Source organism: Streptomyces sp. ICN903, from assembly GCF_022015835.1.
In the GTDB taxonomy this organism is placed as follows: Bacteria; Actinomycetota; Actinomycetes; order Streptomycetales; family Streptomycetaceae; genus Streptomyces; species Streptomyces fenghuangensis.
Window position 1 is genome coordinate 15,010 of sequence record NZ_JAKMAY010000026.1, and the last position, 17,288, is coordinate 32,297.

Genomic DNA, 17,288 nt, shown 5'->3' on the forward strand with positions numbered 1-17,288 from the left:
CGGACATGGAACGACACAGCCTGCCCCACCGCTCCCGTGCCCCGGCGGCGGGCCCGGGAGAGTGCGGGAGGGGCGGGGCCGCAGGTGCGGCCCGCAGGCCGCTCCGGGGCCGCCGAGGTCTTACGGGCCGGCCGGCCAGCCGTGCACCGGCTCCCCGGTGCGCACCAGCTCGCAGTAGCGCCGCACCGTCGCCGCCAGTGCCTTCTCCCTGTCCAGTCCGCCGTCCAGGGCCCGGTGGTAGGCCTCGGCCTGCCAGGACGCCCCGTTGACCCGGCGGCGGCAGCGCTCCTCGATGACCGACAGATAGCGGTCCCGGTCACCGGGCTCGATGCCCCAGACGTCCAGGCCCCGGGCCGCCATCGGCAGCAGTTCCTCCAGCACCAGCCGGTCCACGGGCACGGCCGACAGCTCTCCGCCGCGGCCGGGGCGGGGCCACCACAGCCTGGCGTCCATGCCGTGGCGGCAGGCGGCGTCGAAGTTCTCGGCGGCGGCGGAGAACGGCATCCGGCTCCACACCGGGCGCGGGTCGTCGGCCAGCGTGCGCACCAGGCCGTAGTAGAGGGCGGTGTTGGCCAGCACGTCGGTGACGGTGGGGCCGGCGGGCAGTACCCGGTTCTCCACCCGCAGGTGCGGCACCCCGTCGGCGACGCCGTACACGGGCCGGTTCCAGCGGTAGACCGTGCCGTTGAGCAGCGTCATCTCGGCCAGCGAGGGGACGCCGCCCGCGTCCAGCACCTCCAGCGGTTCCTCGTCCTCGCAGACGGGCAGCAGGGGCGGGAAGTAGCGGCTGTTCTCCTCGAACAGCTCGTACGCCGAGGAGATCCACCGCTCGCCGAACCAGGTCCGCGGCCGCACCCCCTGGGCGATCAGCTCCGGCTGCCTGGTGTCGGTGGCCTGGAGGAAGAGCGGGGGGCGGGACTCCCGCCACAGCTCGCGGCCGAAGAGGAAGGGGGAGTTGGCGCCCACGGCGACCTGGACGGCCGAGACGGCCTGGGCGGCGTTCCACACGTCGGCGAAGCGGCCGGGGGTGACCTGCAGATGGAGCTGCACGGAGGTGCAGGCGGCCTCCGGGGCGATGGAGGACGAGGCGTACCTCAGATGTTCCACGCCCTCGATGTCCAGGACCACCTCCTCGCCCCGGACGGTCATGATCTGGTCGTTCAGCAGGGTGTAGCGGTCCGCGGCGGTGAGGTTCGCCGACACCAGGTCGTCTCCCGTGAGAGTCGGCAGAATACCGATCATCACAATACGCGCGTCGACCTCGGCGGCTTTGCGGTCGGCATAGGCCAGACCGGTGCGCAGCTCCTCGGCGAGCTGGTCCAGCACCCGCCCGGACAGCCGGTGCGGAAGGATGTTCACCTCGAGATTGAACTGCCCCAATTCCGTCTGGAAATCCCGGCTCGCTATGCGCTCCAGCACCTGGGCGTTCATCATCCGCGGCATACCCTCGGCGTCCGCGAGGTTCAGCTCGATCTCCAGCCCCATGAGATCGCGGGGACGGTCGAAGCGCTGCTCGTCCAGCAGCCGCCGCAGCCCCTGGAGACACCGCTGGAGCTTGTCCCGGTACCGTCGGCGGTCGGACAGGGCGAACCCGCCGGCCTCGACCTTCTCGCCCATCGATGTGTCCCTCCTCGAGTGAACCGTGACCGGATGATGCCCCGCGGATGCGAGAGATAACGCCTCATGCGACAGTGAGGGTCCGGTAAGCTGGACTCAGGCTTTCGCGGGGCACATTCCCATGTCATACGCCAGAGATACCTCACCGCCCTCGGCTCGCTGACATCCGCCCGCCGACATCGGGCCCGCGGACCTCGTCCGCGGGGAATAGCGAATGGATACGGACGACCGCATAGTCAGTCGCTTTCCAGGTCAGCGGTCGGACTCCCGGAAACTCGCAGATGAAACACCGCCGAGAAATGTCCGGATGACCTCTTGCCGGTAACATTCGGGACAGCTAGCCGAAACACCGGCTGAACAACTCTCGTATAAACTCCACGAAAGCGGCTGAGACGCGACCCGGCGATGGGCGCGCATCCGCCGCCCCCTCCCTTCCAGGTTTCTTCCCGGCCTTCTCCACGGCCCTTCCGTACGCCGACAGCGCCGTCCGCGCCAGCAGCTGAGCACCACCGTGTCTCCGATCGAGAGGCGACCCACCATGCCCCTGCGTGTCCAACCGGCCCCGGCACCCGCTCTGCGCAGTGTGCACGCGGCCCTCGGTTCCCCCGCCGGCCTCCGAGGCGACGCCGCCCCTCCCGGCCTCCGGGCCCGGACGGGCCCGGTGCGTCCGGACCTCTCCCTGCCGCTCCACGTGCTGAACGGGATCACCGCGTCGGCGGGGCCGCCCCGCACCAGGCTGGCGGGCTGGCGCTTCCTGCTGCGGGACGCGCACGGTGTGGTGGGCGCCGCCGACGCGGCGCTCACCGCGGACGGCTGGACGTTCTCGCACTTCTGCGAGGGGCCGTTCGTCGCCTCGGCCGAGACCGCCCTGCGCCGCGCCGAGACACTGCCGGCGGCGTACCAGCCGCGGCTGCTGTCGGTGCCGGAGCTCTACATGCTGACGCTGTGGCTGCACGGCGACACGGAGGCCGACGCCGCCGACGGCTCGCCGGCCCCGGCGGATCTGCTGGTGCCGCTCGCCCCTGCCCCGCCCGGGATCGCGGCGCACCGGCCGCACCGCGTCGACGGCCTGCTGCCGCTGCTGACCCGGCGGCTGGCGCCCCCGCCCCTGCTGGGCACGCCCGCCTGATCCCCGGCGGCACGGCCCGGTGACGGGCCCGGACAGCGACAGTGGTGCCCCGCGGCCGGCCGGCCGGCCGCGGGGCACCACTGTCGCTTCCACCCTCCCGGATGCCGGCCGTCCACGGCTCCGACATCACCCGAACGGATGATTCTGGCCCGGGCAACCGTCCTCAGGAAGGGCGCGTCGTCGGAACGTGGGGACAGCCGCGGCGAAATCCCTGCGGAATTCCGGCCGCGGGACAACACTGGGGGATCGACCAGGAGACACGGGGGCGGTCATGAACCACGCATCCAACCAGAGCACCACCACATCGCAGCGAGAGAACTCCACCATGTGTCAGCACCAGCCGCCCTGCCCGTCAGCCGACTCCGCCGACCGGGAGGCCGCCCATCTCGTGGCGCACCACCCGGAACAGGGCTGGAGCCTGCTGTGCAACGGTGTCCTGCTCTTCGAGGACACCGGCGAACTGCTGCCCGACGGGCAGGTCATCGCGCCGCACCGGCCGCTCGGCGCCGGGCACGTCACCACCGCCGCCTGACGGCGGACGGCGTCGCACCGCCCAAGGGGCGGGCCCCCGCCGCGCGGCGGGGGCCCGCCCCTGTGGGTACCGCCCGGTCGCGGCTCAGCCGTCGTACTCGTCCATCGGGGGGCACGAGCAGACCAGGTTGCGGTCGCCGTAGGCGCCGTCGATGCGCCGCACCGGCGGCCAGTACTTGTCGGCCGCCGCGACGCCGACCGGGAACGCCGCCTCCTCGCGCCCGTAGGGGTGCCCCCACTCGCCGGCGAGCTGCGCGGCGGTGTGCGGGGCGTTGCGCAGCGGGTTGTCCTGCGCGTCCCACTCCCCCGAGGCGACCTTCTCGATCTCGGCCCGGATCGCGATCATCGCGTCGCAGAAGCGGTCCAGCTCGGCGAGATCCTCGCTCTCGGTGGGCTCGATCATCAGCGTCCCCGCCACGGGGAAGGACATCGTCGGGGCGTGGAAGCCGTAGTCGATCAGCCGCTTGGCCACGTCGTCGATGCTGACGCCGGTGGCCTTGGTCAGCGGGCGGACGTCGATGATGCACTCGTGCGCCACCAGGCCGCCCGGACCGGTGTAGAGCACCGGGTAGTGCGGCTCCAGCCGCTTGGCGACGTAGTTGGCCCCGAGCACGGCCACCTGGGTGGCGCGACGCAGCCCCTCGGCGCCCATCAGGCGCACGTACGCCCACGAGATGGGCAGGATACCGGCCGAGCCCCAGGGCGCCGCCGAGATCGGCCCCACGCCCGTCTCGGGGCCGGCCGCGGGCTGGAGGGGGTGATTGGGCAGGTACGGCGCCAGGTGGGAGCGGACGGCCACCGGGCCGACGCCCGGGCCACCGCCGCCGTGCGGGATGCAGAAGGTCTTGTGCAGGTTCAGGTGGGAGACGTCCGCGCCGAACTTCCCCGGCTTGGCCAGACCCACCAGCGCGTTGAGGTTGGCCCCGTCCACGTAGACCTGTCCGCCCGCCTCGTGCACGGCCGCGCAGATGTCGGTGATGTGCTCCTCGAACACACCGTGGGTGGAGGGGTAGGTGACCATCAGCACCGCCAGTTCCTCGCGGTGCTTGTCGATCTTGGCCCGCAGGTCCTCGACGTCCACGTCGCCGTTCTCGCCGGTCCTGACGACGACGACCCTCATCCCGGCCATCACGGCGCTGGCGGCGTTGGTGCCGTGCGCGGAGGAGGGGATCAGGCAGACGGTGCGGCCCGTCTCGCCGTTCGCCCGGTGGTACGCCCGTACCGCCAGCAGGCCCGCCAGCTCGCCCTGGGAGCCGGCGTTGGGCTGGATGGAGACCTTGTCGTAGCCGGTGACCTCGGCCAGCCGCTCCTCCAGTTCGCGGATCAGCGTCAGGTAGCCCTCGGCCTGCTCGGCGGGCGCGAAGGGGTGCAGTGCGCCGAACTCCGGCCAGGTGACCGGCTCCATCTCGGTGGTCGCGTTGAGCTTCATGGTGCACGAGCCCAGCGGGATCATGCCGCGGTCCAGCGCGTAGTCCCGGTCGGCCAGCCTGCGCAGGTAGCGCAGCATCGACGTCTCGGAGCGGTGCCGGTGGAAGACCGGGTGGGTCAGGTACTCGTCGGTACGCAGCAGGGCGGCGGGCAGCACCTCGCCGGCGGCCTCGTCCAGCGCCTCGGCGTCCGCGGCCTTGGACTCCACGCCGAAGGCGCCCCACACCGCGGCGAGCTGCTCGCGTCCGGTGGTCTCGTCGCAGGCGATGCCGACGTGGTCGGCGTCGGTCAGGCGCAGGTTGACCCCGGCCTCGCGGGCGGCGGCGACGACCTCGGCGGCCCGGCCGGGCACTCGCGCGGTGACGGTGTCGAAGAACGTGTCGTGGACGATCTCGACTCCGCCCTCGCGCAGCCCCTGGGCGAGGACGGCGGCGTAGCGGTGGGTGCGGCGGGCGATGGCGGCCAGCCCGTCGGGGCCGTGGTAGACGGCGTACATCCCCGCCATCACGGCGAGCAGCACCTGGGCGGTGCAGATGTTGCTGGTGGCCTTCTCCCGGCGGATGTGCTGCTCCCGGGTCTGCAGGGCCAGGCGGTAGGCCCTGGTGCCGTCGGCGTCCACCGAGACGCCCACCAGGCGGCCGGGCAGGTTGCGCGCGAACTTCTCCCGCACCGCCATGAACCCGGCGTGCGGCCCGCCGAAGCCCATCGGCACGCCGAAGCGCTGGCTGGATCCCACCGCGATGTCGGCGCCCAGCTCGCCGGGGGAGGTCAGCAGGGTGAGGGCGAGCAGGTCGGCGGCGACGGTGACGACCGCGCCCAGCCCGTGCGCCTCCTCGATCACGGCGCGCAGGTCGCGCACGGCGCCGGAGGCGCCCGGGTACTGCAGCAGCACGCCGAAGACGCCCCGCTCGGCGACCTCGGCGGGGATACCGCCGGACAGGTCGGCGACGACGACCTCCACCCCGGTGGGCTCGGCGCGGGTCTCGATCACGGCGATGGTCTGCGGCAGGCAGTCGGCGTCGACCAGGAAGACCCCCTGCTTGACCTTGCCGACACGCCGGGACAACGCCATGGCCTCGGCCGCCGCGGTGCCCTCGTCCAGCAGCGAGGCCCCGGAGGTCGGCAGTCCGGTCAGGTCCGCGACCACGGTCTGGAAGTTCAGCAGCGCCTCCAGGCGCCCCTGCGAGATCTCCGGCTGGTACGGGGTGTAGGCCGTGTACCAGGCGGGGTTCTCCATGACGTTGCGCAGGATGACCGGCGGGGTGAAGGTGCCGTGGTAGCCCAGACCGATCATGGAGTCCAGTACCTGGTTGCGCCCCGCCAGGGTGCGCAGCTCCGCCAGGACCTCCGCCTCGCTGCGGGCCGCGGGCAGGTCCAGCGCCTCGGTGCTCCTGATCACCTCCGGTACGGCGGCGGCCGCCAGCTCGTCCAGTGATCCGTAGCCGACCTGGGCGAGCATCTTGGCCTGCTCGCCGGCGTCGGGGCCGATGTGGCGCTCCTCGAAGGGAGTGCCCCGCTCCAGCTCCGCGAGGGAGGTGGCGTGAGGAGTGCGGTCTGCTGTCATCTGGAAGCCTCCTGGTCTGCGCGACCTGCGAGGGACACCGCGGCGCGGGTGCCCCGACGGCCTCCCCCTCTGTCATCGCGACCTGAGAGCTTCACCGGCCCGCGTGCGCGGCCCGGTTTTCACCGTCGGTGAGGAGGGGCTGCGGCGTCGTCCGTCGTGGCCCGCCCTGCTTTCCAGAGTGACCTCACCCGCGCGGTACGTGAGCCTGAGAGATTCCGGGGAGGATTTGCTCCTTCGGCGCCCCCGGCACTGTCGCCGGAGGACTCTCCCGCTCGGGGTCAACAGCCACTTCAGAGCCTACCAGCGCCCGCCGGCGTCGACCCGGCCGCGGTTCCCGCCCACCTGCCCGAGTGGCCGATGCGCCGAATGTGCCGTTTCGTTGTTTGTGGCGACTGTTCGCGAGCAGGCGCCTTCTCGTGCGAGGAGTTGGAGGGACCACCGTGCAGACCGACATCGACCCGCGGGACCTGATAGGCCTCAAGGCGTTCGACAGCACCGGACAGAAGATAGGAACCGTGGACGAGGTGTACCTCGACGACGCCACCGGCATCCCCGAGTGGGCGGCCGTGCGCACCGGGTTCTTCGGCCGCGACGCCTTCGTCCCGCTGGAACCCAGCGAGGTGGCGGAGGGAACGCTGAAGGTGCCCTTCGAACGCTCCCTGGTGAGGGAGGCGCCGGACTTCGGCGTGGGCCGCCACCTCTCCCCCGAGCAGGAACTGCAGCTCTACCGCCACTACGGACTGGGCGTGCCCGGCGCCGCCGCGCCCGCCTCCGACGAGGACATGACGTTCGGGCGGATCGCGGGCTCCGAGGCCTGACCGCCCCATGGCGGCAGCGGCTCGGAGGGCTCCAGCTCCGGATCGTCCACCGCGAAGGTGCGCACCCGGCCCGGCGGCGACCCGGGCTGCTCGAACCGCACCGTGACCCGCCCCAGACCACTGCCCTGCACCCAGCCCGGCCCGTACCGCGCGTGCCGTATGTCCAGGCCGGGCAGCCAGTGCCGTACCTCCTGTGTTTCCCTCCCGGCCGCCGGTCCGTCCGCCGCCGCGGGCGGAGCGGGGCTCGGCGGCCGGTCCGCGCCGAGGAGCCCGGCGGCCCGGGTGCCGGCCTGGGCGAACAGGTCCTCCTGGGTGAAGTCGGCCAGCCCGCTCACCCCGACTCCCAGCAGCCTCACACCGGCGGTGGTGTCCACGCCCCCGACGAGCCGGGCGGCGGCCTCCCTCACCACCGCCGGGTCGTCGGTCGGGCCGCGCAGCGTCTCGGAGCGGGTGAGCGTGGAGAAGTCGTAGCTGCGGATCTTGACCACCACCGTGCGCCCGCTGCGCCCCGCCGCCCGCAGCCGCGCGACGCAGCGGTCGGCGAGCCGCGCGATCTCGGCCTGGATCCTGGCGCGGTCGGTGAGGTCGGTGTCGAAGGTGTCCTCGACCGAGACCGACTTGGCATCGCGCTCGGCGACCACCGGCCGTTCGTCGATCCCCCGCGCCATCGCGTACAGCGCTCCACCGTGCGCCCGGCCCAGCAGACGGACCAGTTCCGCCTCCCCCGCCTCGGCGATCTCGCCGACGGTGGCTATCCCCGCCCGGCGCAGGGTCTGGGCGGTGGCGGGCCCGACACCGGGCAGTGTGCGCACCGGCATCGGCTCCAGCAGCGCCCGCTCGGTGCCCGGCGGGATCACCACCAGCCCGTCGGGCTTGGCCTGCTCCGAGGCGATCTTGGCGAGCATCTTGGACCCGGCCAGCCCCACCGAGCCGCTGAGCCCGGTGGCGGCGCGGATGTCCCGGCGCAGCCGTTCGCCCACGGCACGGGCTGCGGCGGCGGACCACCGCCCCGCCTCTCCCGCCGCCCCGCCCGCCTGGAGGTCCACGAACGCCTCGTCCAGACTGAGCGGCTCCACCAGCGGCGACAGCTCGCGCAACAGCCCCATCACCACCTCGCTGACGCGGCGGTAGAGCCCGAAACGGGGGGTGAGGTAGGCGGCGTTCGGACACAGCCGGCGGGCCTGTGCCATCGGCATCGCCGAGTGCACCCCGAAGGCCCGGGCCTCGTAGGAGGCGGTGGCGACCACCCCCCGTGGCCCGAGACCACCGACGATCACGGGCTTTTCGCGCAGACTGGGCTTGGCCGCCTGCTCCACGGCGGCGTAGAAGGCGTCCATGTCCAGGTGCAGGACCGTCGGTGTCCCTCTCACACCTTTGATACTGCCCTACGTCACCGACAGGGACGGCCGCGTCGCCCGCCTGCCCCGCGCCCCCGGGCAGTACCGGTGGTCCGGCCGTCGCGCCGGGTCATCCCGCCCGGTTGCGGCGGCGCGCCAGCTCGTCGGCCGGGTTCTCCCCGACGATGGTCTCCCCGGTGTCGACCCGCTCGGCGTGCAACCGGGACAGGGCGGCCTCGACGTCCCGCCACACCACGCCGACCGCGATCCCGAAGACCCCCTGACCGCCCTGGAGGAGGTCGACGACCTCGTCGGGCGATGAGCACTCGTAGACCGTCGCGCCGTCGCTCATGAGCGTCATCCGCTCCAGGTCCCCGATCCCGCGCGAGCGCAGGTGCCTCACGGCGGTACGGATGTTCTGCAGCGACACCCCGGCGTCCAGAAGTCGCTTGACGATCTTCAGCACGACCACGTCGCGGAAGCTGTAGAGCCGCTGGGTGCCCGAGCCGTACGCCGGGCGGACACTGGGCTCGACCAGACCGGTACGGGCCCAGTAGTCCAGCTGCCTGTAGGTGATGCCCGCGGCCGCGCAAGCCGTCGGCCCGCGGTAGCCGACCAGCTCGGGCCCGGCGCCCTGCGCGGTGGGGGCGGACCGGGCGGTGGGCCGTATGGAGGATCCGCGCAACGGATACGGATCGCCCGCCGCCCTGCTGTCGCCGGTGCTTCCCACGCCGACCCTCCGTCCTTCACGTCCCGCGGATATGCCCGGGACCTGCCCAATCGACGGTAGGCAGTCACTCGGGGTGCGTCAACGATCGCCACACTCGGCACGCCGAGTGATAATCACCCAAGGAGTGGTTTTGCGTGTCCCCATCGCGGGAATGGGTGCCGGAATGGCCTGATGTCGGCGGCGCTCACTGGTTGCTGGTGCCGAAGTCCTCCGGGGAGATCTGGTCGAGGAACTCGCGGAACTTCTCCACCTCGTCCTCCTGCTCGTCCGGGATCGCGATCCCGGCGTCGTCCAGCACACCGTCGCTGCCGTAGATCGGTGTCCCGGTGCGCAGGGCCAGCGCTATGGCGTCGGACGGGCGGGCGCTCACCTCCACACCGCTGGCGAAGACCAGCTCGGCGTAGAAGACGCCCTCTCTGAGGTCGGTGATCCGCACAGCGGTGAGCTCCTGCCCGACCGCCTCCAGGACGTCCTTGAACAGGTCATGGGTCAGCGGGCGGGCGGGCGTCATACCCTGCTGGGCGAAGGCGATCGCTGTCGCCTCCCCAGGACCGATCCAGATGGGAAGGTACCGGTCGCCTCCCACTTCTCGCAGGAGAACGATCGGCTGGTTGGAGGGCATTTCGACCCGGACACCCACAACGTCGAGCTCGTTCACACAGCAACCCTAGGACGTGCGCGCCCCCTTTGGGTAGTCGGGCACCCCGTGACCCGGCCCATCGCCGGCGCGGCGTCGGCTCCGTGTCAGTGCGGCCGCGTCTTCAGCGCCGACCGCACCAGGGCCGCGTGCAGCCGTACGGCCAGCGTCGCCAGTTCCCGCGCGGTCGTCTCGGCGTGCGCCCTGGTCTGGGGATTGCGGTGCCGCCGCAGCGGCGCCACGACCTGCTCCACCAGCCCGGCCTCCCGCTCCGCGGAAGCCTTCACCACCCGCAGATGCCGCGGCTCCAGACCGTACCGGCCCAGATCCGCGACGATCCGGGCGACGGCGACGGCCTCGGCGTCGTACCCGCCGTCCCCTGCGGGACCGATCAGGCCGTACGACTCCCACTCGGCGAGCTGCTCCTCCTCCGCCCCGACGGCGGCCAGGAGCTCCGCGCGCCCCACACGCGCCGTACGGGGGGCGTCCGCGCCACCCGAGCCGTCCGGATCGCGGTCCTGCGGGGCGGCGGCCGAGGCCGGATCCCCCTCCCGCGATCCGAACGGATCGATGGCGTCGGACGGCCTCGCCGGGCCGGGCAGGGCCACCTCCTCGCCGCGGTCGAGTGCGTCGAGGTGCTCCTTGATGACCCGCAGCGGCAGATAGTGGTCGCGCTGCATCCGCAGCACCCGGCTCAGCCGCTCCACGTCCGCCGCGGTGAACTTGCGGTACCCCGACGGAGTCCGCTGCGGTTCCACCAGCCCCTCGGACTCCAGGAAGCGGATCTTGGAGATGGTCACCTCGGGGAACTCGTCCCGCAGCAGGTTGAGCACGGCTCCGATACTCATCGGAGCGGACTTCGCGGCGGCGGTGCCCCTGCGGGCACCGCCGGACCGTGATTGCAGCATGGACGCCCCCGGGGCGGTTGGTCAGACGGTGCGCTGACTGGCGAAGAAGACCAGCCTGTACTTCCCGATCTGGACCTCGTCACCGTTGTTGAGCACGACCGAGTCGATCCGCTCGCGGTTGACGTACGTGCCGTTGAGACTGCCGACGTCGGCGACGGTGAACCGGCCGTCCGGGCCGCGCCGGAACTCCACATGACGGCGGGAGACGGTCACGTCGTCCAGGAAGATGTCGCTCTCGGGATGGCGCCCCGCCGTCGTCAGCTCGCTGTCCAGCAGGAAGCGGCTGCCGGAGTTCGGCCCCCGGCGCACCACCAGCAGCGCCGAGCCCATCGGCAGCGCGTCCACGGCCGCCTGGGCCTCGGGGGACAGCGACGGCAGGGCCGTCTGTCCCGTCATCTCCGCGTCGTAGGCCTCGATGCCCGAGATCGAGATGGTGGAGGTCGTCTCCGAGGAACGCTCGGGTGCGGCACCTCCCCGCAGCGGCGCCCCGCAGTTGGAGCAGAAACGGCTCGCCTCGGCGGCGCGGGTACCGCACCTGGCACAGACCGGCAAGTCGCCTCCTCCACCCGTACTCGAAGCTGATGGTGCCTCGGAACCTATGCGGCCGGACGCTTCCCGGTCAACAGAGACAGGGCCGTGACCACTCGAATCGTGGCCGGGCGCGACCTCGTCACGGAAGAGCGGGCGTTCCGCCCCCTCCGCCGCGGGCTCGCCGCCGCGCGGCGCACGGTGCCGGGCGCCGTCCCCGGCGCCCTGACGCTTGATACCGAACAACTTCCCAAGAAAACTCACGGGCGATTCCCCTCGCACGAAACAGACCCGCCCGTGGGGCAGGACAGACCCTCGATGCTCACGGTGGCCGAACCGGACGCCCTCACAACGTCCCTGGCCTTCGGACAGTTTCCCTTACCCGCAGGCCGGCAAGCGCGCCGACCCCCGGTTTCTTCACGCGTCGGCTCACTGCGATGGCGACTGAGCGTAGTCAGGCCGCTTCGCCGATCGCAAGGCATCCACGACGATCTTCTCTGAACGGGTTATGGACACGGTGGCCTGCTCCTTCTCCAGGGACTGGACGACACCGCCCGGAATGTTGAGCGCCGGCTCGAGGTCCTGCGGCTCGCCGATGACCTCGAAACGGTAGGGCGAGGCCACCTTGCGGCCGTCGACCCTGATGCCGCCGCCACTGTCGGTGAAGTGGGTGCTCGTCACCACCCGTACACCGTTGACCTCGATGGCCTCGGCACCCGCGGCACGCAGTTCCTGGATCGCGTCCAGCAGCATGTGGGCCTCGACCGTGCCCGCGGCGTCGTCCACCGTCATCCGTATACCCGGCCCCTCGGCCGCGACCGTGCCCGCCAGCACACCCAGCTGCCGCGCCCTCTCCTCGGTCTGCCGGCGCGCCTCCTCCGCCTGGTCCGAGCTGTTCTCCAGCTCGGACTTCTGGTTCTCCAGCGTCCGCTTCTCCTCCTCCAGCCGCTGGGTGCGGCTGTCGAGCTCGTCGAGGATCCGCACGAGGTCCTCCTGCCGCGCACCGCGCAGCGGGCTGTTCTCGCTGGTGGAACGGACCTGGATGGCGAGCCCCAGCCCGAGGACGAACAGCAGCAGCGCCACGGTGAGTTGATTACGGTTCACCCGCGGTGGCCACAGTCCGCGGATCAGCCGCTCGCGTCCGTCCGGGGAAGGGTTCCCGTCGACCGGGGCGGTGCCCTCCGCGGGCTCCTCCGGCCCCGCGGCGGTCCCACCGCGCTCCTCCGCCGGGCCCATGCCCGGCGGTGTCGTCCTGTCGTCGCTCATCGCTCACTCACGCCCGGAACACATGCCGCCGGATGGCGGCGGCATTGGAGAAGATACGGATGCCCAGCACCACCACGACGCCCGTCGACAACTGCGCACCGACGCCGAGTTTGTCGCCGAGGAAGACGATCAGCGCCGCCACCACCACGTTCGACAGGAAGGACACCACGAAGACCTTGTCGTCGAAGATGCCGTCCAGCATCGCACGCAGTCCGCCGAAGACCGCGTCCAGCGCCGCCACGACGGCGATCGGCAGATAGGGTTCGACGACCGTCGGCACCACGGGACGGACCAGGAGTCCGGCCACGACTCCCACGATGAGGCCCAGAACGGCGATCACGATGTGCTGCCCTTTCCTGTTTTCACGGGCTCTGCCGTACGAACGGTGAGGCTGGGCGCGGCCGGCAGCCGCACCCTGTCCTGGACGGAGATACCGGTGCGGATGCCGTAGTTGTCCTGGAGCACCTCCAGGTACAGGCCGTCGTCACTGTCCTGGAAGGTTTCGCTCAGGTCCTCGCCGTCGCCCACCGCCAGCAGGGTGTACGGAGGCACCAGTGGTTTGTTGTCGACGAGTATGGCGTCGCCTGCGGCGCGGATGGCGGACAGGGCCGTCAGCCGCTGCCCGTTGACCGAGATCGCCTCTGCTCCCGACTCCCACAGCCCGTTGACGACCCTCTGCAGGTCCCTGTCCCGTACCCGCCCGGTGTCGGCGAAGCCGGTGCTCTGGCGCGGCCCTCCGCCCTCGCCCGGTCCGGAGTCCTCGGCATCGTCGACGACGAGCCTGATCCCCGGTCCCTCGACCGGCACCGCCCCGGCCAGCAGCGCGACCACTTCGCCGCGGTCGCCGCCGTGTTCCTGGAGCGCCTCGCGCTGCATGGCGGCGACCTCCTCACGGAGGCCGTCCACGCTGCTCTGCAGGCCGTCCGCGTCCCGGCTGCCGTCCTCGATGCGGTCGATCAGCTCCTGCCGCTCCCGCGCCTCCGTGGGCGCCTCGAAACGCGCCTGGGCGGCCCCCAGCGTGACCACCAGCGCGGCCAGGACGAGACCGGCGGCCAGGACGAGCTTCCCCCGCAGTGTGCGGGGCAGCCCGGACCGGCCCTCGGCGCCCCGGCGGGCCGCCGCTTCCGCGTAGCCGTCGTCGAGGCTGTGCTCCATCACGTTGGTGAGCAGCGACATGGAGGCGTCGGGTCGCGCAGGCCTCGAGGGTGTGCTCCGTGCGGGGTGCTGCTGCGACATGCCGCACATCGTCGCATGTCGAGGGCCGTACCGCCGAACAGGGCCTCCACAGCGTCGGAGCACGCCCGTTCGGCGGTACGGTACCGCGGTGTTCCGGGGCTCACGAGCCCCTGGAAATCGTCGGGCCGTCAGCGCCCGGCGCTGTCGACCACCGCCGACCACTCGTCGAGCAGCGCCTGCGCGGAGGCGTCGTCAGGCCCCTCGGCCCACAGGTGGGTGACCGCCTCGGCCGGATCCGGCAGCACCATGACCCAGCGCCCGTCGGACTCCACCACGCGCACGCCGTCGGTCGTGTCGACGAAACGTTCCCCCGCGGCCTCGACGACCCGGCGCATGACCAGGCCCTTGACCGCCCAGGGGGTGGCCAGGTCGCGACGCAGCACGTGGGCCTGCGGGATACGGGCGTCGATCTGGCTCAGGGTGAGCTGGGTACGGGCCACGAGTCCGAGCAGGCGCACGAAGGCCGCCGTGCCGTCGAAGACACTGCTGAACTCCGGCACGATGAACCCGCCCCGGCCGTCGCCGCCGAAGACGGTGGCCTCGTCCCTTCCGACCCTGGTGAGATCGTCCGGCGAGGTCGTGGTCCACTCCACCTGGGTGCCGTGGTAGGCGGCCACCTGCTCGGCGATGCGGGTCGTGGTCACCGGCAGGGCGACCTTCCCGCTGCGCCGCTCCGCGGCGATCAGGTCGAGCATCACCAGCAGTGCCCGCTGGTCCTCGATGATCGTGCCGCGCTCGTCCACCAGGGAGATCTTCTCGCCCACGGGGTCGAACCGGACACCGAAGGCCGCCCGGGCCGACGCCACGATCTCCCCCAGCCGCACCAGCCCGGCCCGGCGGGTGTCCGCCGTCTCGGTCGGCCGTGCCTCGTCCAGCCCCGGGTTGATCGTCAGCGAGTCGACGCCGAGCCGGCCGAGCAGACTGGGCAGAACGAGGCCGGCGCTTCCGTTGGAGGCGTCCACGACCACCTTGAGACCGGACTCGGCGACACCGGTGGTGTCCACCGCCCGCAGCAGTGTTCCCGTGTAGGAGTCGAAGACACTGGCCGGGAAGCTCAGGTCTCCGATCTCTCCCGGGAACGCCCTGCGGTACTCCTGGCGGGCGTAGACACGGTCCAGCTTGCGCTGGCCCGCCTGCGAGAGGTCGGCGCCCCGCTCGTCGAAGAACATGATGTCGACGGAGTCGGGAACGCCCGGCGTCGTACGGATCATGATGCCGCCGGCGCTGCCTCTCGCGGTCTGCTGCCGGGCCACCGGCAGCGGCACGTTCTCCAGGTCCCGCACATCGATGGCGCTCGCCTGGAGGGCGGAGATCACCGCGCGCTTCAGGGCACGCGCGCCTCGGGAGTGGTCGCGGGCCGTGGTGACCGTCGACCCCTTCTTCAGCGTCGTGGCGTATGCTCCGGCCAGCCGTACGGCCAACTCCGGCGTGATCTCCACGTTGAGGATGCCGGAGACGCCGCGAGCGCCGAACAGATGGGCCTGGCCTCTCGACTCCCAGATGACCGACGTGTTGACGAAGGCGCCGGCTTCGACCGTCTTGAAGGGGTAGACCCGGACGTTGCCCTGGACGATGGACTCCTCGCCCACCAGGCACTCGTCACCGATGACCGCACCGTCCTCGATCCGGGCGGCCCGCATCACGTCGGTGTTCTTGCCGATGACGCAACCCCGGAGGTTGGACTGCGGACCGATGTAGACGTTGTCGTGGACGACGGCCTTGTGCAGGAAAGCCCCGCTCTTGACCACCACGTTGGAGCCGATGACCGTGTGCTCCCGCAGTTCGGCGCCGGCTTCCACCTTGGCGTAGTCACCCACATACAGCGGTCCGCGCAGTACCGCGTCGGGGTGGACTTCCGCGCCTTCCGCGATCCAGACTCCCGGAGAGATCTCGAACCCGTCGATCTCGACGTCGACTTTCCCCTCGAGAACGTCGGCCTGTGCCTTGACATAGCTCTCGTGGGTGCCGACGTCCTCCCAGTAGCCCTCGGCGACATAGCCGTAGACCGGCTTGCCTTCCTTCATGAGCTGCGGAAAGACGTCGCCGGACCAGTCCACGGGGACATCGGGGTCGACGTAGTCGAAGACCTCCGGCTCCATGACGTAGATGCCGGTGTTCACGGTGTCGGAGAAGACCTGGCCCCAGGTGGGCTTCTCCAGGAAACGCTCGACCTTCCCGTCGTCGTCGACGATCGTGATACCGAACTCGAGAGGATTGGGCACCCTCGTGAGACACACGGTCACCATCGCGCCGCGCTCTCGGTGGAAATTGATGAGTTCGGTCAGGTCGAAATCGGTGAGAGCGTCACCGGAAATGACGAGGAACGAGTCGTCCTTGAGGGCTTCCTCTGCGTTCTTGACGCTGCCTGCGGTGCCCAAAGGTTTTTCCTCATTGGCGTAGGTGAGCTCCATCCCGAGCTCCTCGCCGTCACCGAAGTAGTTCTTGACCAGGGAGGCCAGGAACTGTACGGTCACCACGGTCTCGGTGAGACCGTGCCGCTTGAGCAGCCGCAGCACATGCTCCATGATGGGCCTGTTGGCCACTGGCAGCAGCGGCTTGGGCATGCTCGCGGTCATCGGGCGAAGGCGGGTGCCCTCGCCACCGGCCATTACGACGGCCTTCATGTCGGAAGCGTCCTCCTTGAAGAGACGACATACATGCCGACTGTGCCCGGCCGAAGAGACCCGTGAATCTTTAAAGGGCCACTCGGGTCTCGCAGCCCCCGACGAGAGTCAGGGCCTAGTCGGCTGCGGCGTCCGCCTTGACAAGTCGGCGGACTTGAACCACATAGAGGAGTCCTGCCCACCAGTACAGGGTTGTACCCCAGCCTGCGAACGCCCATCCGAAAATAGCAGCCAGTGACGGAAGCCATCCGCTTCCGTCACTGAGCAGCAGCAGCGGGAAGGCGTACATCAGGTTGAAGGTGGCGGCTTTCCCCAGGAAGTTGACCTGCGGTGGTGCATATCCGTGGCGGTCGAGGACCCAGATGGCCACCAGCAGCATGAGCTCGCGCGCCAAGAGCAGTCCGGTGAGCCAGAGTGGGAGGATGTCGCGCCATGTCAGCCCGACCAGAGTGGAGAGTATGTACAGCCGGTCGGCAGCCGGGTCGAGGATGCGGCCGAGGCCGCTGACCTGGTTCCAGCGCCGGGCGAGTTTGCCGTCCAGGTAGTCGCTGACACCGCTGAGCGCAAGCACGAGCAGCGCCCAGCCGTCGGCGTTGGGACCCCCGAACTCCGGCCAGAGGATCAGCCACAGGAAGAGCGGAACCCCTACGAGCCGCGCCATGCTGAGGATGTTGGGGATGGTGAGGACACGGTCCGTCTGGACGCGTGTCTCCTGGGCCTCCACCCAAGACCTCCTGTGAGTCCGTGCCAACGATGCCTCCTGACCTTACCCGCAGTGCGAGGCCAGGGACGAAAGGGGGCCCCGGAAACGGGGCACAACGCGAGAATGCCCTGCCGGGAACCCGGCAGGGCATTCTCTTCACATTTTGTTCGGCGGCGTCCTACTCTCCCACACGGTCCCCCATGCAGTACCATCGGCGCTGAGAGGCTTAGCT

15 protein-coding genes and 1 riboswitch are annotated in these 17,288 nt (G+C 71.0%); of the genes, 3 read left to right on the forward strand and 12 right to left on the reverse strand.

The genetic code is table 11. The features are described from left to right. Positions 1-120: 120 nt before the first annotated feature. Positions 121-1,617, reverse strand: coding sequence for a glutamate--cysteine ligase (locus L7D48_RS04840; protein WP_237877624.1), 1,497 nt, complete (start codon positions 1,615-1,617; stop codon positions 121-123). Between the two features lie 538 nt (positions 1,618-2,155). Between L7D48_RS04840 and L7D48_RS04845 the strand changes: the two genes are divergently transcribed. Together L7D48_RS04845 and L7D48_RS04850 are read left to right on the forward strand one after the other, a co-directional pair. Continuing rightward, complete coding sequence (locus L7D48_RS04845; RefSeq protein ID WP_237877625.1) at positions 2,156-2,746, forward strand: hypothetical protein; 591 nt, start codon at positions 2,156-2,158, stop codon at positions 2,744-2,746. Positions 2,747-3,071: 325 nt separating this feature from the next. Continuing rightward, the gene (locus L7D48_RS04850) at positions 3,072-3,278 is read left to right on the forward strand and encodes a DUF5999 family protein (protein ID WP_279950410.1); all 207 of its coding nucleotides are present in this window, start codon (positions 3,072-3,074) and stop codon (positions 3,276-3,278) included. Positions 3,279-3,362: 84 nt separating this feature from the next. Here the strand turns inward: L7D48_RS04850 and gcvP are convergent, their stop codons facing one another. Then, complete coding sequence (gene gcvP, locus L7D48_RS04855) at positions 3,363-6,269, reverse strand: aminomethyl-transferring glycine dehydrogenase (RefSeq protein WP_237877627.1); 2,907 nt, start codon at positions 6,267-6,269, stop codon at positions 3,363-3,365. Between the two features lie 183 nt (positions 6,270-6,452). Next, positions 6,453-6,550, reverse strand: a riboswitch (glycine riboswitch). A gap of 159 nt (positions 6,551-6,709) precedes the next feature. Between gcvP and L7D48_RS04860 the strand changes: the two genes are divergently transcribed. Then, entirely contained in the window at positions 6,710-7,087 is a 378-nt protein-coding gene (locus L7D48_RS04860; protein WP_237877628.1) for a PRC-barrel domain-containing protein, read from the forward strand. Here L7D48_RS04860 and L7D48_RS04865 read toward each other — a convergent pair. The 10 genes from L7D48_RS04865 to L7D48_RS04910 all read right to left on the reverse strand — a co-directional run bounded on the left by L7D48_RS04865 (position 7,003) and on the right by L7D48_RS04910 (position 17,077). Continuing rightward, positions 7,003-8,457 carry a DNA polymerase IV gene (locus tag L7D48_RS04865; protein ID WP_237877629.1) on the reverse strand — a complete coding sequence of 485 codons (1,455 nt, stop codon included), beginning with the start codon at positions 8,455-8,457 and terminating at the stop codon, positions 7,003-7,005. The two genes, L7D48_RS04860 and L7D48_RS04865, sit on opposite strands and share 85 nt — an antisense overlap. A gap of 97 nt (positions 8,458-8,554) precedes the next feature. Further along, complete coding sequence (locus tag L7D48_RS04870) at positions 8,555-9,154, reverse strand: MerR family transcriptional regulator (RefSeq protein WP_237877630.1); 600 nt, start codon at positions 9,152-9,154, stop codon at positions 8,555-8,557. Between the two features lie 184 nt (positions 9,155-9,338). Continuing rightward, positions 9,339-9,812, reverse strand: a complete 474-nt coding sequence (locus L7D48_RS04875; protein WP_093658537.1) for a bifunctional nuclease family protein — start codon at positions 9,810-9,812, stop codon at positions 9,339-9,341. An 86-nt stretch (positions 9,813-9,898) separates the two neighbouring features. Beyond that, a complete protein-coding gene (locus tag L7D48_RS04880; protein WP_237877631.1) occupies positions 9,899-10,699 on the reverse strand; it encodes a MerR family transcriptional regulator in 801 nt (266 codons plus the stop codon). A gap of 21 nt (positions 10,700-10,720) precedes the next feature. Continuing rightward, positions 10,721-11,533 (reverse strand): FHA domain-containing protein, encoded by an 813-nt coding sequence (locus tag L7D48_RS04885; protein ID WP_237877641.1) that lies wholly within the window; start codon positions 11,531-11,533, stop codon positions 10,721-10,723. A 123-nt stretch (positions 11,534-11,656) separates the two neighbouring features. Next, positions 11,657-12,493, reverse strand: a complete 837-nt coding sequence (locus L7D48_RS04890; RefSeq protein ID WP_237877632.1) for a DUF881 domain-containing protein — start codon at positions 12,491-12,493, stop codon at positions 11,657-11,659. A 7-nt stretch (positions 12,494-12,500) separates the two neighbouring features. After that, positions 12,501-12,833 (reverse strand): small basic family protein, encoded by a 333-nt coding sequence (locus L7D48_RS04895; protein WP_093658545.1) that lies wholly within the window; start codon positions 12,831-12,833, stop codon positions 12,501-12,503. After that, positions 12,830-13,738: a DUF881 domain-containing protein gene (locus tag L7D48_RS04900; protein ID WP_237877633.1), complete on the reverse strand. Its 909-nt coding sequence runs from the start codon at positions 13,736-13,738 to the stop codon at positions 12,830-12,832. The genes L7D48_RS04895 and L7D48_RS04900 overlap by 4 nt, the downstream gene beginning before the upstream one ends. Before the next feature lie 119 nt (positions 13,739-13,857). Continuing rightward, positions 13,858-16,353, reverse strand: coding sequence for a mannose-1-phosphate guanyltransferase (locus L7D48_RS04905; protein WP_237877634.1), 2,496 nt, complete (start codon positions 16,351-16,353; stop codon positions 13,858-13,860). 115 nt (positions 16,354-16,468) lie between these two features. Further along, positions 16,469-17,077: a CDP-alcohol phosphatidyltransferase family protein gene (locus tag L7D48_RS04910; RefSeq protein WP_237877635.1), complete on the reverse strand. Its 609-nt coding sequence runs from the start codon at positions 17,075-17,077 to the stop codon at positions 16,469-16,471. Positions 17,078-17,288 lie beyond the last annotated feature (211 nt).